General features: G+C 60.4%; 18 protein-coding genes. 5 read left to right on the top strand and 13 right to left on the bottom strand.

Annotation, left to right across the window (positions count from 1 at the left end):
• Positions 1 to 14: 14 nt before the first annotated feature.
• From CXR43_RS15515 to CXR43_RS15480, 8 genes are all read right to left on the bottom strand, one after another.
• Positions 15 to 1,394 carry a M20 family metallopeptidase gene (locus tag CXR43_RS15515; RefSeq protein ID WP_246831421.1) on the bottom strand — a complete coding sequence of 460 codons (1,380 nt, stop codon included), beginning with the start codon at positions 1,392 to 1,394 and terminating at the stop codon, positions 15 to 17.
• A 318-nt stretch (positions 1,395 to 1,712) separates the two neighbouring features.
• Positions 1,713 to 2,684 carry a 2-dehydropantoate 2-reductase gene (locus CXR43_RS15510; protein WP_103335533.1) on the bottom strand — a complete coding sequence of 324 codons (972 nt, stop codon included), beginning with the start codon at positions 2,682 to 2,684 and terminating at the stop codon, positions 1,713 to 1,715.
• Between the two features lie 88 nt (positions 2,685 to 2,772).
• Positions 2,773 to 4,305 carry an acyl--CoA ligase gene (locus tag CXR43_RS15505; protein WP_103335531.1) on the bottom strand — a complete coding sequence of 511 codons (1,533 nt, stop codon included), beginning with the start codon at positions 4,303 to 4,305 and terminating at the stop codon, positions 2,773 to 2,775.
• Positions 4,306 to 4,339: 34 nt separating this feature from the next.
• Entirely contained in the window at positions 4,340 to 5,380 is a 1,041-nt protein-coding gene (locus CXR43_RS15500) for an Ldh family oxidoreductase (protein WP_103335530.1), read from the bottom strand.
• Positions 5,381 to 5,383: 3 nt separating this feature from the next.
• Entirely contained in the window at positions 5,384 to 6,250 is an 867-nt protein-coding gene (locus tag CXR43_RS15495) for an ABC transporter permease (RefSeq protein ID WP_103335528.1), read from the bottom strand.
• Entirely contained in the window at positions 6,247 to 7,056 is an 810-nt protein-coding gene (locus CXR43_RS15490; protein ID WP_103335525.1) for an ABC transporter ATP-binding protein, read from the bottom strand. Before CXR43_RS15490 ends, CXR43_RS15495 begins: the two co-directional genes overlap by 4 nt.
• Entirely contained in the window at positions 7,056 to 8,084 is a 1,029-nt protein-coding gene (locus CXR43_RS15485; RefSeq protein ID WP_103335888.1) for an ABC transporter substrate-binding protein, read from the bottom strand. Before CXR43_RS15485 ends, CXR43_RS15490 begins: the two co-directional genes overlap by 1 nt.
• Positions 8,085 to 8,149: 65 nt before the next feature.
• Positions 8,150 to 8,974 carry a fumarylacetoacetate hydrolase family protein gene (locus CXR43_RS15480; protein ID WP_246831420.1) on the bottom strand — a complete coding sequence of 275 codons (825 nt, stop codon included), beginning with the start codon at positions 8,972 to 8,974 and terminating at the stop codon, positions 8,150 to 8,152.
• 299 nt (positions 8,975 to 9,273) lie between these two features.
• On the opposite strand from CXR43_RS15480, the gene CXR43_RS15475 reads away from it, so the two are divergent.
• Positions 9,274 to 9,951 (top strand): FadR/GntR family transcriptional regulator, encoded by a 678-nt coding sequence (locus CXR43_RS15475; RefSeq protein WP_103335519.1) that lies wholly within the window; start codon positions 9,274 to 9,276, stop codon positions 9,949 to 9,951.
• A gap of 26 nt (positions 9,952 to 9,977) precedes the next feature.
• Here the strand turns inward: CXR43_RS15475 and CXR43_RS15470 are convergent, their stop codons facing one another.
• Positions 9,978 to 10,664 carry a fumarylacetoacetate hydrolase family protein gene (locus tag CXR43_RS15470; protein WP_103335516.1) on the bottom strand — a complete coding sequence of 229 codons (687 nt, stop codon included), beginning with the start codon at positions 10,662 to 10,664 and terminating at the stop codon, positions 9,978 to 9,980.
• Positions 10,665 to 10,769: 105 nt separating this feature from the next.
• Here CXR43_RS15470 and CXR43_RS15465 point away from each other — a divergent pair, with 105 nt between their 5' ends.
• The 3 genes from CXR43_RS15465 to CXR43_RS15455 all read left to right on the top strand — a co-directional run bounded on the left by CXR43_RS15465 (position 10,770) and on the right by CXR43_RS15455 (position 15,219).
• Complete coding sequence (locus tag CXR43_RS15465) at positions 10,770 to 11,498, top strand: FadR/GntR family transcriptional regulator (RefSeq protein WP_103335885.1); 729 nt, start codon at positions 10,770 to 10,772, stop codon at positions 11,496 to 11,498.
• A gap of 98 nt (positions 11,499 to 11,596) precedes the next feature.
• Positions 11,597 to 13,816 carry an NADP-dependent isocitrate dehydrogenase gene (locus CXR43_RS15460; protein ID WP_103335514.1) on the top strand — a complete coding sequence of 740 codons (2,220 nt, stop codon included), beginning with the start codon at positions 11,597 to 11,599 and terminating at the stop codon, positions 13,814 to 13,816.
• A 296-nt stretch (positions 13,817 to 14,112) separates the two neighbouring features.
• Positions 14,113 to 15,219: a TRAP transporter substrate-binding protein gene (locus tag CXR43_RS15455; RefSeq protein WP_103335511.1), complete on the top strand. Its 1,107-nt coding sequence runs from the start codon at positions 14,113 to 14,115 to the stop codon at positions 15,217 to 15,219.
• A 102-nt stretch (positions 15,220 to 15,321) separates the two neighbouring features.
• Here the strand turns inward: CXR43_RS15455 and CXR43_RS15450 are convergent, their stop codons facing one another.
• A complete protein-coding gene (locus CXR43_RS15450) occupies positions 15,322 to 17,142 on the bottom strand; it encodes a TRAP transporter large permease (protein WP_103335508.1) in 1,821 nt (606 codons plus the stop codon).
• The gene (locus CXR43_RS15445) at positions 17,139 to 17,723 is read right to left on the bottom strand and encodes a TRAP transporter small permease subunit (protein WP_103335506.1); all 585 of its coding nucleotides are present in this window, start codon (positions 17,721 to 17,723) and stop codon (positions 17,139 to 17,141) included. Before CXR43_RS15445 ends, CXR43_RS15450 begins: the two co-directional genes overlap by 4 nt.
• A 413-nt stretch (positions 17,724 to 18,136) precedes the next feature.
• Between CXR43_RS15445 and CXR43_RS15440 the strand changes: the two genes are divergently transcribed.
• Complete coding sequence (locus tag CXR43_RS15440; RefSeq protein ID WP_103335504.1) at positions 18,137 to 18,832, top strand: response regulator transcription factor; 696 nt, start codon at positions 18,137 to 18,139, stop codon at positions 18,830 to 18,832.
• 12 nt (positions 18,833 to 18,844) lie between these two features.
• On the opposite strand, the gene CXR43_RS15435 is transcribed toward CXR43_RS15440, so the two are convergent.
• Both CXR43_RS15435 and CXR43_RS15430 read right to left on the bottom strand, forming a co-directional pair.
• Positions 18,845 to 19,849 carry a sensor histidine kinase gene (locus tag CXR43_RS15435; protein ID WP_146036535.1) on the bottom strand — a complete coding sequence of 335 codons (1,005 nt, stop codon included), beginning with the start codon at positions 19,847 to 19,849 and terminating at the stop codon, positions 18,845 to 18,847.
• A gap of 437 nt (positions 19,850 to 20,286) precedes the next feature.
• Positions 20,287 to 20,568 (bottom strand): DUF2934 domain-containing protein, encoded by a 282-nt coding sequence (locus CXR43_RS15430; RefSeq protein ID WP_103335498.1) that lies wholly within the window; start codon positions 20,566 to 20,568, stop codon positions 20,287 to 20,289.
• Positions 20,569 to 20,661: the final 93 nt, after the last annotated feature.

Here is a 20,661-nt window from a genome sequence, read left to right as displayed (position 1 = left end):
TAACCTTCCTTTTGTCAGGGCACATGCGGCTTGGCCTCCGGTGCCAGTGGCGGCACATAGGGGTTGACCGCCAGCCGCCCTGCATGATCGGCCTTGGCCGCTGCAAGGTGCTTTGGTTCTGTCAGAAGATCAAGGGCTGTCGATGCCAAGACCTTGGCAACATTGATCATTGCCTTGTGGGCGGCGGGTGACTTTCCCTGCGCAGTGATCTGCCAAGTATGACCGGGAGTGCCCAGCGCATGGGTGGCTTGCCCGGCTTGCGCAAAGGGAACCACCCAACTGACATCACCCAGATCAGTCGACCCCAGCATTGGCACCCCCTGCGCGTTCAGCGGAACCAACCCTTCGTGCAAGGCGGATTGGTCCGGTGCGACACCAGCACCGGCGAAGGCGGCCGCGATGGCCTCGGGCAACAAGGTCGCCTGCATCCTTTTGGCATAGGCGCGATCCTCATCGTCAAAATCCGGCGGACCCAGTCGCGCCATATTGTGATGCAGCAATTGATACAGGGGCGGGTTGTCGAGCATTTCCGACATCGCCGTGACCACGGTTGACCGCATCTGCGTATCGGTCATCAGGGCGGCACCTTCGGCAATCCTGGTCACCCGGGCCACCAGATCGCGCATGTCTGCCGCACGCAAGGACCGCACGGAGTAACGCACCGTTGCCTGTGCCTGCACCACATTCGGGGCGCGGCCGCCTGCGTCCAGATACGCATAGTGAATGCGGCTGTCCTGAGGCACATGCTCGCGCAGATAATTTACGCCCACGCTCATCAGCTCAACTGCGTCCAGCGCGGACCGGCCAAGATGCGGTGCGACGGCAGCATGGGCCGCCCGACCGGTGAAGTGAAAATCCACCATGCTGACCGCCAGTGTGAGTGGCGGGATGATGCCATTGAACGACATCGGATGCCAGGACAGGGCCGCGTCGACATCATCAAAATGTCCGTCACGCACCAGGAATGTCTTGGCAGCACCGCCTTCTTCTGCGGGGCAGCCATAGTAACGCACCCGGCCGGGCAATCCGTGACGTTGCAGATAATCCTTCACGGCAGTGGCCGCCGCAAGCGCACCAGCCCCCAGAAGATTGTGACCACAGCCATGCCCGTTGCCGTCCTTCACCAAAGGCTCGGGCTTGTCGGACCCGGCGCGTTGACTCAGCCCCGGGAGGGCATCGTATTCGCCAAGAAATGCGATGACAGGACCGCCCTGCCCTGCCTCGCCCATCACTGCCGTCGCGATGCCGCCCAGATTTGGCGTGACGCGGAACCCCTCGGCCTGCAGCGCTTCGCTGTGAAGCCGCGCGCTTTCATATTCTTCATAAAGCACTTCCGGCACATCCCAGACCTGGTCAGCCAGCGCCGTGAACCGCTCTTTCTTGGCGTCGACCAAGGCCCATATCTCGTCTGAATTTCTCAATTGTACATGCCTCCCAGATGCAGAGTTGTGTCACAGATGTGCAACCACCCTCCGCTTAACGCACAACTGTTTATAACGCGAACTTTTTCTGCCTGTCAGACAGAGCGCAAGGCGGAGCCGCGCCGTCGCCAAGGGGAGGAACGCAGTGGGGTTGACCCTGGGCTGGGCCAAGGTGGACGGTCCTATCCGCTTCCGGCGCACCGCCCGGCGGGACTGATCTGGCATGCCTTTTGCGCCGCAGGCACCACGGCAGGCTGGCAAGGCACAGCAATCAGCATCGACCTGGTACCGTCAACCCGTTGCACAACGCGCCCGCAAGCGGGTCAGCGCCAGAACGGTGTCGATGGTGGGTGTTGGGGTTTCGGTCAGCCGGCCGAGTTCGGCCACCGAGCCTACCAGAGCCTCAATCTCCATCGGGCGGCCCGCGATCAGGTCTTGCAGCATCGAGGTCCGATGCGCGCCCACCGCTGCCCCCCCGTCAATACGACGATCCACGTCGATCGGAAAGCTCACGCCCAGCTTTTCGGCAATGGCCTGCGCCTCGATCATCATGCCGCGCGCCACAGCCCGGGTGCCGGGATCGGTGCACAGCACGTCCAGCGTGGCGTGGGTCAGGGCGGAGATCGGGTTGAAAGACAGGTTGCCCCAAAGCTTCACCCAGATCTCATCGCGCAGACGGGGCCGCACAGGGGCCTTGAGGCCCGCCGCCGTCAGCGCCGCAGACAGCTGCTGCGCACGGGCGGATTTTTCACCAGAGGGTTCACCCAAGGAAAACCGGTTGCCCTCGACATGGGTGATGGTGCCCGGTTGTGACACTTCTGCCGCCGGGTAGACCACGCAGCCCAGAACCCGGTCGGGGCCAAAACCGTTCCACTGCACATCGCCGGGATCGACCGAGGCCAGACGTGTGCCTTCATAGGGGCCTCCAAGGCGATGGAAATACCACCAAGGCACACCGTTGACGCCACTGACAAGGGTGCTGTCAGGCCCGAGCAGAGGGGTGATCTGATCCACCACACCCGGCACCGAATGCGCCTTCAGCGTGAGGATGACATAATCCTGCGGGCCAAGGCTGCGCGCATCATCGGTGGCGCGCACCTTATGCGTGCTGGTATGGCCATCCTCAATCAGTGTCAGACCCTTGGATTGCAGCGCCGCCAGATGCGGACCACGCGCCACCAGCGACACATCGGCCCCGACAGCGGCCAGCTTGGCCCCCATATAGCCACCGATGGCCCCCGCGCCGAAGATGCAGATTTTCATAGGGACTCCGAAACACATGAGGCCAGAGGGCTGCACCTGTGGTGGATGGCGGTGCCTCCGGCGGAGAGAGTTAGAAACAGCTTATCAGTCAGGGGGCCAGCCCCAGTTTCTGCGCAAGGCCGATGCGTTGCAATTTGCCTGTGGCTCCCTTCGGGATCTCCGGCAGGATGACAATGCGGCGCGGCACCTTGAAGGCTGCAAGTCGCGTGGCGGCAAAGGCGCGCAGGGCGGCTTCGTCTACCTCCTGCCCCTCACGCAGCACGATAGCGGCGGCGACCTCTTCGCCCAGACTGGCGTGCGGCAGGGCAAAGGTCACCACCTGCTGCACTGCAGGGTGATCCATGAGCACACCATCCACTTCGAGCGGGCTGATCTTTTCACCGCCGCGATTGATGATCTCCTTCAATCGACCTGTCAGGGTGAGATAGCCCTCATCATCCAGCGCGCCCTGATCACCGGTGCGGAACCAGCGCAGGCCATCGGCCTCAAAGAACGCTTTGGCATTGGCGGCATCGTTGTTTTCATAGCCGGGTGTAACATTCGGACCAGAGATAACAACCTCACCCGTTCCGCCCTCCAGAAGATGATCTTCCACCTCATGTGCGATTCTCAGGGCCGGACCAGCCGCAATGCCGACGGCCCCAGGCTTCTGAGGTCGCGGCGGCAATGGGTTGGACGCCATCTGATGCGCGGCTTCGGTCATGCCATAAGCCTCGATCACCGGTGCTTTGAAGGTCGCGGAAAGTTCCAGCATCACCTGCGCAGGAAGGCTGGCCGAAGACGAGCGCAGAAAACGCAAAGGGGACCGGGCAAGAATCTCGGCGTTGCGCGCGCTGCGCTGCAAGATGGCCTGATGCATCGTTGGCACTGCCGAATACCACGTGGGCCGCGCCGTATCGAGCCAGCCAAAAAAGCGCATCGCGTCAAAACCTGGGGTGCACCAGACCGAAGACCCGGCCGCAAGACTGGACAGAACCGCCGCGATCAGGCCGTGAATATGAAACAGCGGCATCATGTTCAGGCACCGGTCCTGCGGCACCAACGCCAGAGAGGCACCGATGTGCCGGGCCGACGCCGCCACATTGCGCTGAAGCAGCGGCACGATCTTGGGGCGTGATGTGGTGCCCGAGGTGTGCAGGATCAGGGCCACGTCATCGGCCCCGGCCGGCGCGGTATCTGGTGCCGCCCCGGTCGTGCCTTGCGCCGTGAGGGTGAACTGGCCTGCCGGGTCGGTATCGGCAAAGGACAATCGCAGGATGGCAAGGTTGTGCTTATGTGCAGCCTCTAGCGCAGGGCCGTCATAGCCTTCGGGCAAGACGATGGCCCGGGCTTTGAGGTCTGACAGGTAAAAGTCGAATTCGTCCAGCTTGTAAGCCGGGTTCAGAGGCGCGGTCACGGCACCTTGTGCAATGCAGACGAAAGCCGAGGCCATTTCCGGGCCATTGGGCAGTACAATGGCCACCCGGTCCCCACGCCCGACGCCTGCTGCATGCAGGGCCGCCAGGGTGCGACGGGTCTGATCCGCGAGGTCCGCATAGGTGAGCCAAGCCCTGTCAGGCGCTCCGATGGCGGCGGCATCGGGGCGGGCGGAGGCAAGAAGGGAGGCAATGGTGTCTGTCATCGGATCATCTGCCTGTGCAAGAGGGACGGCGCGCCTAAACTGGCGCGATGGCAAGGTCAGCCGCAATACGGCCGAGTTCTGCGCGCAATGACGGGTGGACTGGCACGCCGTTGGCCAGATGGCGCGCGCGGGTCGCTTCTCGACCATCCCCTGGCACACGGACCGGTTCGTGGCCGGGCAGCGGATCTGACGCCCGCATCTGGGAAAAGGCTCGGGTCGCGGCGGCGATAAAGGCGGCGGGGTCGCCAAAGGCCGCAATGTTTATTGCGGCGACAAACTGACCGGTGTTGGTAGGCGTGGCCGTATCTGTCGTAAAATCAACCACATCGGTGCCGAACGCCGCGCCGTTCAATGTTCCCGCCAGCAAACCGATTGCCATGGCCAGCCCGTAGCCCTTGGGCCCGCCGATCGGCAGAAGAAAACCTTCATCGCGGCGTGCAGGATCTGTCAGCGGTTTCCCGTCGCGCCCGACCATCCAGCCTTCTGGCATCGGCTCACCACGCTGGGCAAGGGTCTTGATCTTGCCGACCGCAGCGACGGTTGTCGCCATGTCGAGCACAAAGGGATCTTCGCCGCCAGGGGTGGCGATGGCCAGCGGGTTTGTCCCCAGCAACAGATCACTGCCTCCAAAAGGGGCCACATGATTGGCGCTGCCGACCGCAGCGCAGATGCCGATCATGCCCGCTGCCGCCTGCGGCCTGACGTAGAGCGCCGCCGGGCCCGCATGGTTGCCGCCCCGGACACCAACCCAGCCGATGCCCGCCGATTTCGCCTTTACCATTGCCAGATCACAGGCAAGCGCCATGGCCAGATGGCCTAGACCATTGTCACCGTCCAACAGCGCCGTGGCAGATGTTTCACGCAACAGCCGGGGCTGCGCGCGCGGGTTGCAGCCGCCGTCCCGCAGACGGTTCACATATTGTCGCAATCGGAACAGGCCGTGGGTGTCATACCCCAGCAGATCGGCCTCGACCATCAGACCGGCCACCGCCTTGGCATCCCGTTCTGGGACACCAAGGCTGATGAAGGCGCGGGTGGCAAAGCCGGTCAGGGCTTCGACAGCAACGGTGGACATGGCCTATTCTCCCCCGGCCGAAACCCGCTCTTTGTGCCAGAACACGAAGCGCCGCTGGACCCAGGAAACAAAGGCAAACAGTCCAAGGCCGATTACCGACAGGTACAGGATCAGTGAAAACACCCGCGGTGTGTTCAATTGGCTGGCAGCGGTGCGGATCAGCTCGCCAAAACCCTTGCCGCCGCCGAGGAATTCGCCGGTGATCGCCCCGGCCATCACCCCCACCGAACCGATCTTCAACCCGGTAAAGACCTGTGGCAGCGCCATGGGCAACTTCATTTTCACAAGCGTCTGCCAGCGGGTGGCCCCCATGGTCTTGAACAGGTTGCGGCTGTTGGTATCGGCAGCATGCAGGCCCGCAGCTGTGCCAACGATAATGGGAAACGTGGCAATGAACGCGGCCAAGGCCACCTTGCTGTCAATGTCAAAGCCAAGCCAGGCGACAAACAAGGGCGCAAAAGCAACCTTTGGCATGGTATCAATCGCCACCAGATAGGGCATGATCGCCCGCTCGCCAAAGGCGGTTTCGCCCACGATGACCCCAAGCGTGAAGCCAATCGCGATGGCCAGCAGGAAGCCGTAGAACACCTCTTTCAGCGTGATCCAGAGCGCGGGCAGCATATAGCCGCCAGTGACAAGGTTCTTGCCGACAAAGATCAGGTCGTTGAAAGTTTCAAGCGGTGTGGGCAGGATGATCGGGCTGACAAACCCAAACCGGGTGACCGTGTCCCATAACAGCACAAAGACCACGAAGACGAAGAGCATCTGGATCGCGCGGGGCACACGGTCGATCCAGCTTGAGTGTTCGGTCCAGACGGTATCATCTTCTGCTGCAGGCGAACGGTCTGCGATGGTTTCCAGATTGCTCATTTGAACGCCTCCTTATCCAAAGCACTGCGGATATGTTCGACCAATGCGCCGAACTTTGGCGTGGTCATCATGTCCAGCGTGCGCGGGCGCGGCAGGTCGATGGGCACCACCTCGGCCACCCGACCGGGACGGGGCTTCATCACATAGACCACATCCGACAGGATAACCGCTTCTTGAATCGAGTGGGTGACAAGAAAGGCCGTTGCACCGCGCGACGTGCAGATCCGCTGCAGCTCCATATTCATGAAGTCTCGGGTCAGCTCATCCAATGCGCTGAACGGTTCATCCAAGAGCAGCACGGCGGGTTGGGTGATCAGCATCCGGCAAATGGAGGCGCGCTGCGCCATGCCGCCGGACAGTTCAGACGGGTAGGTGTTTTCAAACCCTTTCAGGCCGACCAGTTCCAGCAACTCGCGCGCCTGGACCTCGGCGGCTTTGGCGGCGGCTTTGCCATCGCGGATTTCAATTGGCAGCACGATGTTTTCCAGCGTGGTCCGCCAGGGAAACAGCACGGCCTGCTGGAACATCATGCCGATGTCGCGGCGAGGGCCGGTGACGGGGCGGCCTTGCAGCACAACCCGCCCCGTGGAGGGCGGGATGAGACCTGACATGATCTTCAAAAGTGTGGACTTGCCGCAGCCTGACGATCCGATCACAGAGGAAAAACTACCCTTGGTCAGGGTCATGCTGACCCCTTCCAAAGCCGTGATCGCATTGCGCGCATAGGTCTTGCCCACATTGCGAAGCTGGTAGACAGGCTCTCGCACCGGGGTGGCCTGATCGGTCATGGCTGCGGCAGCCTGCATCAGTTCGCGCTCCCGTTGACCTTGAGCGTGAAGTCGTTGGTGTAGGCCGCCGTCAGATCAGGCAGCGGGCCGGTCAGATCGCCACCGGCAATCAGTGTCGCCTGCCATTCTTCCCAGACTTCCGGCGGCTGATAGCCATAGCCATTTGCCATATCGACCGGGATTGTCTTGTCTTTCACCGCGTCAAACAGGGCAGCAGCAAAGGCCGGGTCTTCACTTTCCTGCGGGTTTCCGGCAGCCAGATGGGCCAGAACCGTTTCACGGTTTGCGTCATCCAAAGCAAAGACATGTCCCTTGTGAATCGCGCGGACGAATTTCTCCACCAGGTCCGGATTGTCACGGATCAGCGCGCCCGAGGTCACGAAACCATTGCCGAAAAAGCGGCTGAATTCCGGTGGCGTGATATCGCGCACCGATACGCCACGCTGATTCAGAATCGCGGCATCTGCCACCGAGGCGGAATAGGCAGCAATTTCACCCGATGAAAACGCTGCCGTCGCCGGCCCGCCATCTCCAACCGTCAGGAAGGTGTAATCGGTGCCATCTGTCATGCCTGACCCAGACATCACGTTGCGCGCAAAGCCCACTTCAGCCCCATCTGCGGTGCCGGTGCCGACCACCATGCCGCGCAGATCTTCGGGGGTTTGAACCGGGCTGTCGGCCGGAACCACGACACCGAAATTCGACTTGGCGGAAAAGTTGTAGATGAAGACGAAATCCTCACCGCGCCCACGCGCCGCCAGAACCGGGCCGGGACCGGGGCGGCCAAACTGGGCCTGGCCGGACGCAAGCGCCTGCAACACCGCACCGGACCCGTTGATCGCCTCGACCGACACATCCAGACCCTCTTCGGCAAAATAGCCTTCGCCGATGGCCACAAACACGTTGAACGAGTTGATGGCCGACGGGCTTGGTTGCACGAAGGTTACTTTCGTAAGCTCTTGTGCCAGCGCTGCAGAGCCCGCGCCAAAGACCGACAGCGCCATCGCGCCTGCCACTGCCGTCGTGAAGATCCGTCTATTCAGCATTTCCATTCCTCCCAGAATTTCATGTTCAGACTTCGGAGACGCCCGGCTCTTCCGGCCGGGTCGTTTCAAGCGGTGCGGACCGGGTTTTCCAGCCGCCCGATTCCATCGATTTCGCAAACCACCGTGTCGCCATCCTTCAGAAAAGACGGCGGCTCCATCGCATAGCCCACGCCCGAAGGCGTGCCGGTGGCAAGAATGTCGCCCGGCTCCAGTGTCAGCCCTTCGGAGAGGGATGCAATGAGGGTGGGGATGTCGAAGATCATCAGCGCCGTGGTGCTGTTCTGGCGCACCGCACCATTGACCAGGGTGCGCAACCCGACATTCTGCGGATCGGCCATCTCGTCCCGCGTGACCACAACCGGCCCCAGCGGGCAGGACCCATCCAGCCCCTTGCCCTTGAAATACTGGCCGCCGTGGCGGCGCTGCACATCGCGCGCCGTGATGTCGTTCAGGATTGTATAGCCCCAGATGTGGTCATAGGCCCGGTCTTTCGGAATATCCCGGCCCGGCTTTCCGATGATGACTGCAAGCTCGACCTCATAGTCGATCTGTTCGGAAACATGGGGAAAGACAGGAATTGGCGCATTCGGTCCGATCACGGCCGTGCAGGGCTTGGTAAAATACACGGGCACCTCTGTCACGGCCACCTTGGTATTCTGGGCCCGCGCGCCTTCGGCGATATGTTCGGCATAATTGCGCCCGACACAGAACACGTTCTTTCGCGGGCGCGGCAGCGGGGCGAGCAAGACCGGTGCCGAGACAATCAGGCTGGCCAGCGCAGGATCTTCTGCCTCTGCGCGCGACACCAGATCAGCGACCGCAGACAGTGCCGCGTCCCCGCCTTCGATCAGGACCTGAAGGCTTCCGTCCAACAGGGCGGAGTCCGCCACACCCGCGGCCTTGCAAGCACCCGATACCGGCAAAAAGTGGCCGTTGCTCAACTGGACCGCACAGGTCGGCCCGGTGGATGTCTGAAGGGTCGCAAAGCGCATATGCAGGGTCTTTCTTGGTCAGGGATGAGGGACGAGCGGTCGCCTTGAACTTTGGCCGCCGACCGGCTTTTCTGCTTGTGAAATTGGTTTGCCGTTCTCTACCTACCTGAACGGATTCGCATTCCTGAGGATTACGCTATCCACGTTTATGCCATATGCATAGAATTTTGGCATAACCAATAAAAGGATTGGTGCAGATGGACTCCACCGGTGTACGGCTGCTTGCAGAGCGGATCATGAGCTATGTGACCGCCGAGCAGTTCAAGCATAACGACCGACTTCCGCCCGAGCGTGTGCTGGCGCAACAGTTTGGCGTCACGCGCGGGGATTTGCGCAAAGCTCTGGCGGAACTGGAAAAAGACGGGCTGATCTGGCGCCATGTCGGACGCGGCACCTTCATCGGGGCGCGACCGGTCCTCAATCTTGCTGATGCGACCTATCTGGGAGAGCTGGCAAGCCCGGCGCAGGTCATTGCCGCGCGTCTGGTCATTGAACCGGAACTGGCGAGGCTGGCGGCACTTTACGGGACAAGGGCCGATTTTGAAGAGATTCGGTCTTGCAGCAACAAATGCCATGCTGCGAATGACTGGCGGATATATGAAGCCTGGGACAACAATCTGCATTATGCCATCGCCAAGGCCACGCACAACAAGCTGTTGATTTACCTGTTCGACATTCTGAACGTGGTGCGCAGATCCACCGTCTGGGGCCAGCCAAGAACAAGCCGCAAGCCGCCGGAAGATCATCGGAGCTTTGCAGAACATGATGCGATCTGCGCGGCAATTCTTGCCCGCGATGGTCAGGTGGCATCGTTGCGGATGCGTGACCATCTGGTGTCCGTTCGCGAGAGAGTGCTGCCAGCCTTTGCAGGCTGACAGCCTTGGCTTCAGAGCGACAGTCTTCAGATGACTGTGATTTTCAGGTCGCCAACGCCCGCAACGTGACAGTCCATCACATCGCCACGGACCACAGCGCCAACCCCGGACGGGGTCCCGGTCATGATCACGTCTCCCGCGGCCAGTTCAAAGTAATCAGACAGATACGAAATCATTTCCGGCACTTTCCAGATCATCTGGTTAAGATCACCCGTCTGCTTTGCCGCTCCATTGACCTTGAGCTGAACCAATCCGGCATCAGGGTGACCCACATCTGACACCGGGCGCAAAGCGCTCACCGGGGCCGACTCTTCAAAAGCCTTGCCAATTTCCCACGGACGGCCCATTTCCTTGGCCTTGCCCTGCAGGTCCCGCCGGGTCATGTCCAGGCCAACGCCATAGCCAAAAACGTGATCGAGCGCCTGATCCAGCGGGATGTTCTTGCCGCCAGACTTGAGCGCGACAATCATCTCGATCTCATGATGCACATCGCTGGTCTGATCCGGATAGGCAAAGGTATCGCCGGTGGTCAAGTTGTTGGGATTCTTCTGAAAAAAGAACGGTGGCTCACGGTCGGGATCATGGCCCATCTCGATTGCATGGGCGGCATAGTTCCGACCGATGCAATAGACCCGCCGGACGGGGAAAAGGACATCTGACCCCTCGATCGGCAGAGTTACAGGTGACGGTGGACTGAAAGCGTAATTTGACATGGCAACATTTCCTTGTGCAGCGGCACGCCTTGATCACAGATTCCGACCACCAAATCAATCATGATCATTCTGGACGTGACAAACCAATTCAGATATTGAATGCGCATGCCAAATGACATCCCATCGCAATCCGACGTTTTTGCACGCCCCTCGGGGGGCGAAGCGGGCGTATCCGGTACCGCCGCCCTGGCCCAGTTGCGCGCCTATATTGCGGACCGGGCCTTCAAACCGGGCGAGCGTCTGCCTCCGGAACGGCAACTTTGCGCAGATCTGGGCTTGAACCGCGCCGAACTGCGCCGGGCCTTGCAGGTGCTTGAGGAAGAAAACCGCCTCTGGCGCCATGTCGGCAAGGGCACCTTCCTGACCGATGCCCCCCATTCTTCTGGGCAGGCGGATACGTTCGGGCAACTGGCACAGCAGGTCAGCCCGGCGGACGTGCTGCGCGCACGCGCCGCGCTTGAGCCTGCCATCACCCGTGAGGCGGCGCTGCATGCCTCTGCCGCAGCGATTTCCAAGATGCGCCTGAACATCGATCGCGCCGTGAAAGCCGCGACCTGGCGAGAGTACGAAGCGCTCGACAACGAGTTTCACCGTCTGATCGCGGAAAGCAGCGGATCCGTCACCTTGCTGGCGCTGTTTGACCAGTTGAACATGCTGCGGCGTATGGTGTCCTGGGGTCGAATGGTGCGCAGCGGCACACGCCCGCCCACAGACCATTCCAGTTTCGCAGAACACCTCCGGATTGTGGATGAAATCGCCGGCCGCAACCCCGACAGCGCCCAGAATGCCATGCGCTCACATCTGCGCACCGTCGAAAACCGGCTGCTCGGCTAATTTTCGACCCGGACATGCTTTCTGGGGACTGACGCGCCTTCCGCATGCTGCTAACGAAATGTCACACCATTTGCACCGAAACAGGACAGGTTCACGATATGGCCAATTCCACTCCCGACATCATCTACACCAAGGTTGACGAAGCGCCGCAGATTGCCTCTGCCTCGCTTTTGCCAATCATCCGCTCTTTTGCTGCGGCGGCGGGCGTTTCGGTGGGCGTCAAGGACATTTCGCTTGCAGGCCGGATCATCGCTGCATTCTCTCATCGGCTCACGGCGGCGCAGAAGCAATCCGATGATCTGGCAGAGCTTGGAGATCTGGTGAAAACCCCAGATGCCAACGTCATCAAACTGCCCAACATTTCAGCCTCTGTTCCGCAGTTGATGGCTGCCGTGAAAGAGCTGCAGTCGCAAGGCTATGACATTCCCGACTACCCCGAAGATCCGCAAACCTCCGAGGAAAAAGCGGTGCGTGCCCGGTTCGACACGATCAAGGGCTCTGCCGTGAACCCGGTCCTGCGCGAAGGCAACTCTGACCGGCGCGCGGCAATTGCAGTCAAGAATTATGCAAAGGCCAATCCGCATTCGATGGGCAAATGGTCGGCAGACAGCAAGACCTGCGTCAGCACCATGGCCTCGGGAGATTTCCGGTCGAACGAAACCTCAGTGACGCTTACCGCTGGGCAGGCCGGGGCGGCGCGGATCGAACATGTCGCGGCAGATGGCACCGTAACCGTGCTGAAAGACAAGCTATCCTACCCCGCAGGCACCGTGGTCGATGCCACTTACATGTCAGCTGCCGCGCTTGACGCCTTCCTGGCCGAACAGATCGACGCGTCAAAACAGATGGGGGTGCTGTTTTCCATCCATCTGAAGGCAACGATGATGAAGGTCTCTGACCCGATCATTTTTGGCCACGCCGTGCGCCAATTCCTGAAGCCGGTGTTCGACGCGCACGGCCCGGCCCTTGCTGCGGCCGGGGTCGATGCCAATTCGGGCCTTGGTGCCATGCTGGAACGGATTGCAGACATGCCGGAAGGCAAGGCCATCGCCGAGCAGATTCATGCCGTGATCGCAGACCGAGCCCCGATGTATATGGTCAATTCCGACCGGGGCATCAGCAATCTGCATGTGCCGTCAGATGTCATCATCGACGCTTCCATCCCGGCGCTCATCCGGGCCGGAGGCAAGGGCTATGGTCCGGACGGCAATCCGGCCGACACGAACTGCGTGATCCCGGACAGCAGCTATGCAGCGGTTTATGACGAAGCGATCCGCTATTTCAAGCAGACCGGCGCGCTTGACCCGTCAACCGCAGGCACAGTGCAGAACGTCGGCCTGATGGCGCAGAAAGCCGAGGAATATGGCTCACATCCGACCACCTTCCTGATTCCGGCCGATGGCACCGTCCGGATGGTGCTGGAAAACGGTGATGTGATTCACCAGCACAGCGTAGAGGCCGGCGATATCTGGCGCGCCGCCTCTACCCGCAAGGCTCCGATCGAGGACTGGGTCAATCTGGCAATCTCGCGCCAGAAAGCCGAAAACTGCCAAGCCATCTTCTGGCTGGACGAAACCCGCGCGCATGACGCCCAGCTGATCGCTTATGTCAAACCCCTGCTGGCGGCGGCGGGTGTGGCCGACAAGTTCCAGATCCTCGCCCCGCGCGAGGCAACGCGCCTGTCCCTGGAAACCATCCGCAAGGGTGAAACATCCATCGCCATTACCGGAAACGTGCTGCGCGACTACCTGACCGACCTGTTCCCGATTCTGGAGTTGGGAACAAGCGCCAAGATGCTGTCGATCGTCAAGCTGATGAACGGCGGCGGGTTGTTCGAAACTGGGGCCGGTGGGTCAGCACCCAAGCATGTGCAGCAGCTGGTCGAGGAAGGCCACCTGCGTTGGGACAGTCTTGGCGAATTCTGTGCGCTTGGCGAAAGCCTGAAGTTCCTGGCCGAGGCAAAAGGCAATGCCAAGGCCCGCGTGTTGGGTGATGCGGTCGATGTCGCAACCCAGGGCGTTCTGGACCACAACCATTCGCCTCAGGCTAAGGTGGGCCAGAAGGACAACCGCGACAGCCATTTCTACTTCGCGCTGTACTGGGCCCGCGCCTTGGCAGAACAGACCGCAGATGCCGAGCTTGCTGCGCATTTCGCACCGATCGCGCAGGCGTTGACCGAAAAGGAAGCGGTGATCGTATCGGAGCTTGGTCGCGCGCAGGGTACCCCGGCGGATCTGGGCGGATACTACCACACCGATGAGGCGAAGGTTGCTGCCGTGATGCGGCCGTCGGCCACATTCACAGACATCATCGGCTGAGACGGAGACAGTGCGGCAGGGCCAGGAGAACGGGCCCTGCCGCTTTTTCATCTTTTGCACAGAAACGGCCGCGAGATCGGCGCATTCTGGCGCGCGATGCAGCCATAAATGCGGGTTCAGAAACAGCGCTGCGAGCCCTGTCTGATGCGGCACCCTGACACCTTTTATTTTCCCCCGAAACCGGGCGCAAAAGCGCGCAATTTTGGTTGCTTGTGGCGCAAACCTCACTAGGCTTTGCGCACCAAACAGTGACCGGGCAGAACCCTGGCACTTCACGAAGGGGAGGTAACCTATTCATGGACAGACGTTCTTTTATTCGTAAGGCGGCGATTGGCGGATCTGCGATTGCGGCATCAACCACGCTTGCCGCGCCACTGGTCGCCCAGACCACGCCGACGGTGAACTGGCGGCTCACATCGTCATTCCCGAAATCACTCGACACGATCTATGGGGGCGCTGACACGCTGTCAAAGTATCTGAGCGAGGCGACAGACGGCAACTTCACGCTTCAGGTCTTTCCGGCTGGCGAACTGGTTCCTGGCCTTGAGGCCGCGAACGAAGTCGGTGCCGGCAGCGTCGAGGCCTGCCACACCGTCGGTTATTATTACTTCGGCAAGGATCCGTCCTATGCCGTTGCGGCGGCGGTGCCGTTCTCTCTGTCGGCGCGGGGCATGAATGCGTGGCATTATTACGGGGGCGGTATCGACCTCTATAACAACTTCCTCGAACAGCATGGGCTGGTCGCTTTCCCGGGTGGCAATACCGGGGTGCAGATGGGCGGCTGGTTCCGGCGCGAGATCAACACTGTTGCCGACATGTCAGGCCTGAAGATGCGGATCGGCGGCTTTGCCGGTCAGGTCATGTCAAAACTGGGCGTGGTTCCGCAGCAGATCGCCGGTGGCGACATCTATCCGTCTCTGGAACGTGGCGTCATCGATGCGGCGGAATGGGTCGGGCCTTACGACGATGAAAAGCTCGGCTTTGTGAAGGTTGCACCCTACTACTACTATCCCGGCTGGTGGGAAGGTGGGCCGACGGTTCACTTCATGTTCAACAAGACCGCCTATGAGGCGCTGCCTGCGAATTATCAGTCGCTGCTGCGCACCGCTTGTCAGGCCGTCAATATGGACATGATGTCGTCCTATGACCACAAGAACCCGACCGCGGTCAAAAACCTTGTGGCCCAAGGTGCGCAGTTGCGCCCCTTCACCCCCGAAGTTCTGGAAGCGTGCTTCAACGCCGCAGAAGAGGTCTATGCGGAGACATCGGCCGGAAATCCGGGATTTGCCACGCTGTGGGATTCAATCAAGGCCTTCCGCGGCGATTTCTATCAGTGGACGCAGATCGCGGAATACAACTACGATACGTTCATGATGATCCAGAAGAACAACGGCAAGATCTGATCCTGGTGCCAGACAGTGCCTGAAATGCAAAGGCCCCGGGGAAACCCGGGGCCTTTTGGTTCGGAACAGCGTCCCCGCATCGGGGCGGGTACGCCGCCAGAGTCAGTTTACGGGTGCCGGCGTTGCAGGCGTGGCAGGTGCCGGGACCGCAGGTGCTGGTGCCGGAATTGCCGGAGAAAGCGGCGCAGGTGTGCCACCCCCTGGGGCCAGCCCACCGCCCGGCGCGCCAAGGCCACCGCCCAAACCGCCTCCCCCAAGCCCGCCGCCACCCAGCCCGCCGCCCAAGCCGCCGCCGAGCGCACCACCAAGCCCCCCGCCTTGCGGCAGGGTGATCTGCACGTCAGAACTGTCGATCACGGGCCCTTTGTAGTGCATTACGATCTGCGGAAAAAGCACGACCATCAGGATCATCACCACTTGAATCGCGATAAAGTTCACCGCGCCGCGATAGATGTCGGTGGTCTTGATCCCATCAATCCTCCGCCCAGTCGGCTTGTCGATATAAGACCCACGCGGGGCGACGGACCGCAGGTAAAATAGCGCAAAGCCGAAGGGAGGTGTCAGAAAGCTGGTCTGCATGTTCATCCCAAGGATCACGCCAAGAAAGATCAGGTCGATCCCAAGGCTTTCTGCCGCCGGAACGATCAGCGGCACGACGATGAACACGATCTCGAAGAAGTCGATGAAGAACCCCAGGAAGAACACGATCAGGTTGACGATGAACAAAAAGCCGTATTCGCCGCCCGGCAATGAGGTCAGCAACTCTTCGACCCAAACATGGCCGTTGATCCCGAAAAATGTGAGCGAAAACACCCGGCTGCCCAAGAGAATGAACAAGACAAAGGCCGACAGCCGCGTGGTGGACGCCAGCGCCTGGCTGACCACGCCAAAGTTCAGACGGCCCTTGACGGCCGCCAGGATCATCGCGCCGACAGCCCCCATGGCCCCGCCTTCGGTCGGGGTGGCGATGCCGAGGAAGATCGTGCCCAGCACAAGGAAGATCAGGGCAAGCGGTGGAATCATCACGATGATCACCTGCTGCGCCAGCCGGGACATGGTGTTCATACCCAGCACCTTGTCAGCCAGCGTATAGAAGTAGACCACGATCACGCCAACCGCGACGCCCAGAATATCGGCATTGCCCCCCTGGCTTTCATAGAGCCAGACATGTGCACCGTAGCTGATCGCCACCACAGCCGCCACGGCGACAAACAGCGACCGGAAACCGTTGCCCAGCGTGCGCGCCTCGGGCGGCAGGGCGGGAGCGGCGTTCGGGCGCATGATCGTCAGCACCACGATATAGGCGGTATACATCGCCGTCAGCAGCAGTGCAGGCACCAGCGCCGCGCGGTACATGTCACCGACCGACCGCCCCAGCTGGTCGGCCATGATGATCAGAACCAGCGAGGGCGGAATGATCTGCGCCAGCGTGCCCGACGCGGCGATGACACCGGTGGCCAGCTTGCGGTCATAGCCATAGCGCAGCATGATCGGCAGGCTGATCAGGCCCATGGCGATGACGCTGGCCGCCACAACGCCTGTCGTCGCCGCCAGAAGCGCGCCGACGAACACCACCGCAAAGGCCAGCCCGCCCCGGATGGAGCCGAACACCTGTCCGATGGTGTCCAGCAAGTCTTCGGCCATGCCGGAGCGTTCAAGAATGATGCCCATGAAGGTAAAGAACGGGATCGCCAGCAGCGTCTCATTCGACAGCACGCCCCAGAACCGCGACGGCAGCGTGTTCAGCAACGGCCAGTTCAGGGTGATCAGCCCATTGGAATAGGGGGCAAGCTCGACGCCGATGAAGAAGAACAACAGCCCGTTTGCCGCAAGGGCAAAGGCAACGGGATAGCCAATCAGCAGAAAACCGATCAGCGACAGGAACATGATCGGGGCCAGGTAATGGGCGATGAATTCGATCATTTCTTGATGTCCTGGATGAGCGCGAGGGCCTCTTCTTCGGCCAGCGTCTGGGTCGACACGAACGGGTGCGGATCTTCAATCAGGCCACGAAGAATGGCGATCTTCTTGATGATTTCGGATACACCCTGAACGGAGAGCAGCACAAATCCCGCCAGCAACAGGAGCTTTGCCGGCCAGATGATCAGGCCGCCGGCATTGGTCGACACCTCCTGATTCAAAAAGCTCTGGGTGAAATAGGGCCAGAAGTACCACGTCATCAACAGGACAAAGGGCATCAGAAAGAACACATGCCCGAACAGGTCGATCAGGTGCTGAGTCTTTCGGCTGAACGTGCCGTACAGGATATCGATGCGGATGTGCTCATTCTGCTTCAGCGTATAGGCGGCCGCCAGCAGGAAGGCGGCGCCGAACAGATACCACTGAAGTTCTAGCCAGGCATTTGACGAGGTGTTCAGGACCTTGCGGATTACCGCATTTCCGGCGCTCACCAAAGCCGACAGAAGGATCAGCCAGGCCACGCCGCGACCGATAATCTCGTTGAAACGGTCGATCCCGCGCGAGATCGCCAAAAGAAACGCCATTCGATAGCCTCCCATGACCCTGTTCCCCCGCCCGATGTGCCTCGGGTCGGGTCCGCACTTTGTGTCTGGTACAATTGGCCCTACAGGTGCGGGGGGTCAATCGCAAAATCCGGCAGCGCAGTCAACGCAGCATCTGCGCCGCCGCACCTTCAATTTTGCGTGGACGACAAGGCCATTTGGACCACGGATGGTGGGCGCTGTGTATAAGTTCGGCCAGCCCGCCGCTCGCCTTGCGAAGGATGCCTGAAAACAGGCGCACAACCAGGGCCTGAGGCGCTCTCAGAGTCGCCCGGGCTGGCTTGTGTCGAACCGGGCCAAGTCAGAGCGCCATGCAACGGTGTCGTATCGGGAGGGAACCATTCACGCGCCCGTGAGTTTTGTTCGAAGATTTTCTGGGGGCTCTTGGGGGGCGCATGTGTGCTTTACGCGATCCGGATCGGTCAAGGTCAGATGCCGCACATTCGGACGGACCATGCCCCGCAACTAGCCAAAAGCTTTCCGGCTCTGCCACGATTTATCTGATTGAAGACGATGCGGCAGTGCGAGAAGCGAGCCGTGACATGTTCGAGGCGGAAGGGTGGCGCGTGCGCGATTTCTTTTCCGCCGAAGCCTTTCTCGCCGCTCCAAGACCTGCGGGCGATGTCTGTCTTGTGATTGACGTCATGCTTCCCGGAATGAATGGTTTGACATTGCTAGAAAATCTTCGCGCGGAAGGATCGGTGGCTCCGGCGATCATGCTAACGGGTCTGGGCGATGCTGCGACTGCGGTTGCCGCCCTGAAGACTGGAGCCGCGGATTTCATCGAAAAGCCCGCAGACAGAACGGCGCTGATTGCAAGCATTTCCGAAGCAATCAAGGGTGCCAAGGAACTGCGCACCCAAGCCCTTCTCCGCGACAAGGCAAAAGCACGGTTCCGCGTTCTCACACGACGCGAATCCGAAATCCTGGCCCTGATGCTTGACGGAATGGCAAACAAAAACATCGCAGCCGATCTGGGCATCAGCCAGCGGACAGTCGAAGGGCACCGCGCCCGCTTGATGCACAAATGTGGGGTGAAATCTCTTCCTGCGTTGATGGAACTGTATCTGTTGGCGCAACAGACCAGCTGAGCCGCCAACCGCTCACCCCACCAGCAAAGCCCTGTTCAGGCTCAGAGTGATGTGAACACCATCCGGCGTCCAGTCCCGATGAATCGAACCGTTGAATTGCTGAATGACCCGCTCGGTCATTTTGTTTCCAAAGCCGTTTTTTGATGCCAGGCGATCTGATGCCGGGCCGCCTGCTTCTTTCCAGACCAGCCTGACCACGTCGGTTTCATCTTCACCGGTTACAACGATCCGGCCAGAGTCACTTGAAAGCGCCCCATATTTTGTGGCGTTGGTGGCAAGCTCATGAATGATCATGGCCAGAGGCGTGATCGCATGCTCGCCAACCAGCACCTCGGGCGCAGAAATGGAAATGTTCTGCGCTGCAGACGGATCAAGCAAATAGGCCTGCAAAAGGGCGCTGAGCAGTTCATTCAGACGGATCGCCTTTTTCTGATCGTAAGATCTTGCAAAGATCAGATTATGCGCGGCTGACAGGCCCTGAAACCGCTGGGCGAGATCCTCAAGCATCTCTTGTTTTGTATCGGTATTTCTGGCGGCGATCGAGGCAAGTGCTGATGACAGGCTGAACAGATTCTTGATCCGGTGGTGCATTTCCCTGGCGACAAGCTCGCGCTGTTCTTCAAAACTTCTCCGGTAGGTGACATCCAGAAAGACACCGTACATGATCCGACCAACAATACCCTCGTCCTCACCGCGGCCACGGGCAGAAATCCAGCGTTCCTGGTCACCGTGCAGGATGCGGAAATCGATCTCATACGGGCCGCGCAGATCCCTAGTGGCCGAAAACTCCGCCCGAACCTTGTCTAGGTCTGCCGGATGAATGCAGGCTGACAGATCTTCGAATGTGACCTTGGATTTTTGAGGCAATCCCCAAAGGTCGAAAGCCCGGCTGTCCATCGTGATACGATCCGTATCGACATTCCAAGACCATAACGCCACTCCCGCCGCGCCCGTCGCGATGCGCAGGTGACGTTCATCCCAGACATCAGCGGCTTGCACGTGGGACTCATCGTCCAACTCAACTTCTCCAAAACTTTGCTCTTAGAGCCGAAAACATCATCAACGACCGACAACAGGTCTCGGAATTACGAGGTCTTTTCAAAACATCCGTTTGCCATGTGCCAAAGTCAAGCAAGCTGGGTGCAAGACAGGTTCTTATGGCGGCTGATTGCCAGTGTAGCGCTATAAACGCCCGCTAGGGGCAGTTTTTGCGCGCCACGCCACATCCCAAGCAAGGCAGGCCAGAAGCCCGAGCAGTAATGGTGACACCCAACATCTTGAGGCACCGCCGTGCCCCTGAACTCAAGAACAGGTTGCCATGTTTGGACCACGCGGGTCGCGGGCCAGATCGCATCAGATCCACGGTCAGGGCAGAGGGCCAGAACTGGCAGACGTCAGGTCTTTGCGCCGTTGACCTTTGTTGTGGCGATATCCAAGCAGGGACCCTGACCCGCTTAGGTGCCTTTTTCGCTCAGACAACCTTTGAGCTGCTCAAGCGTGGGCGGAGCGGGGTCTGTCCCTTCGGCGAAAGACGCATCAGCTGCCACAGGGTCAGTCCCCGCAGCGGCATGCTGCATGGTGCGGACTTCAGCAGCGTTGAGGCCATAGGTGTCCATCGCTGCAATTTCAATCTCCGCCTGCCGCCAGGTCTCTTCGTGGCACCCTTCCGGGCACCCCAATGCCTCCCAGATTTCATAGGCCCGTTGGCGGATGCGGTCTTCTTCAATCGCGGTCATCTGAATTTGCTCCCCTTAGGTTACGTACAAGCGTTCAACCAGAGCAGGCGGCATCCTGTTCCCGCACGTTTGGCAAAGCTTCATGCGAACTTG

The sequence above is a fragment of the Pseudotabrizicola formosa genome, from assembly GCF_002900965.1.
In the GTDB taxonomy this organism is placed as follows: Bacteria; Pseudomonadota; Alphaproteobacteria; order Rhodobacterales; family Rhodobacteraceae; genus Pseudotabrizicola; species Pseudotabrizicola formosa.
This window is presented reverse-complemented; position numbering and strand designations above follow the sequence as displayed.

What these genes read in the sequence shown, in the direction of transcription:
- CXR43_RS15455 (WP_103335511.1), top strand. Translation starts at nt 14,113, where the DNA reads ATGGACAGACGTTCTTTTATTCGTAAGGCGGCGATTGGCGGATCTGCG.
- CXR43_RS15470 (WP_103335516.1), bottom strand. Translation starts at nt 10,664, where the DNA reads ATGTCAAATTACGCTTTCAGTCCACCGTCACCTGTAACTCTGCCGATC.
- CXR43_RS15500 (WP_103335530.1), bottom strand. Translation starts at nt 5,380, where the DNA reads ATGTCCACCGTTGCTGTCGAAGCCCTGACCGGCTTTGCCACCCGCGCC.
- CXR43_RS15475 (WP_103335519.1), top strand. Translation starts at nt 9,274, where the DNA reads ATGGACTCCACCGGTGTACGGCTGCTTGCAGAGCGGATCATGAGCTAT.
- CXR43_RS15505 (WP_103335531.1), bottom strand. Translation starts at nt 4,305, where the DNA reads ATGACAGACACCATTGCCTCCCTTCTTGCCTCCGCCCGCCCCGATGCC.
- CXR43_RS15490 (WP_103335525.1), bottom strand. Translation starts at nt 7,056, where the DNA reads ATGCAGGCTGCCGCAGCCATGACCGATCAGGCCACCCCGGTGCGAGAG.
- CXR43_RS15495 (WP_103335528.1), bottom strand. Translation starts at nt 6,250, where the DNA reads ATGAGCAATCTGGAAACCATCGCAGACCGTTCGCCTGCAGCAGAAGAT.
- CXR43_RS15460 (WP_103335514.1), top strand. Translation starts at nt 11,597, where the DNA reads ATGGCCAATTCCACTCCCGACATCATCTACACCAAGGTTGACGAAGCG.
- CXR43_RS15510 (WP_103335533.1), bottom strand. Translation starts at nt 2,684, where the DNA reads ATGAAAATCTGCATCTTCGGCGCGGGGGCCATCGGTGGCTATATGGGG.
- CXR43_RS15430 (WP_103335498.1), bottom strand. Translation starts at nt 20,568, where the DNA reads ATGACCGCGATTGAAGAAGACCGCATCCGCCAACGGGCCTATGAAATC.
- CXR43_RS15445 (WP_103335506.1), bottom strand. Translation starts at nt 17,723, where the DNA reads ATGGCGTTTCTTTTGGCGATCTCGCGCGGGATCGACCGTTTCAACGAG.
- CXR43_RS15450 (WP_103335508.1), bottom strand. Translation starts at nt 17,142, where the DNA reads ATGATCGAATTCATCGCCCATTACCTGGCCCCGATCATGTTCCTGTCG.
- CXR43_RS15440 (WP_103335504.1), top strand. Translation starts at nt 18,137, where the DNA reads ATGTGTGCTTTACGCGATCCGGATCGGTCAAGGTCAGATGCCGCACAT.
- CXR43_RS15485 (WP_103335888.1), bottom strand. Translation starts at nt 8,084, where the DNA reads ATGCTGAATAGACGGATCTTCACGACGGCAGTGGCAGGCGCGATGGCG.
- CXR43_RS15465 (WP_103335885.1), top strand. Translation starts at nt 10,770, where the DNA reads ATGCCAAATGACATCCCATCGCAATCCGACGTTTTTGCACGCCCCTCG.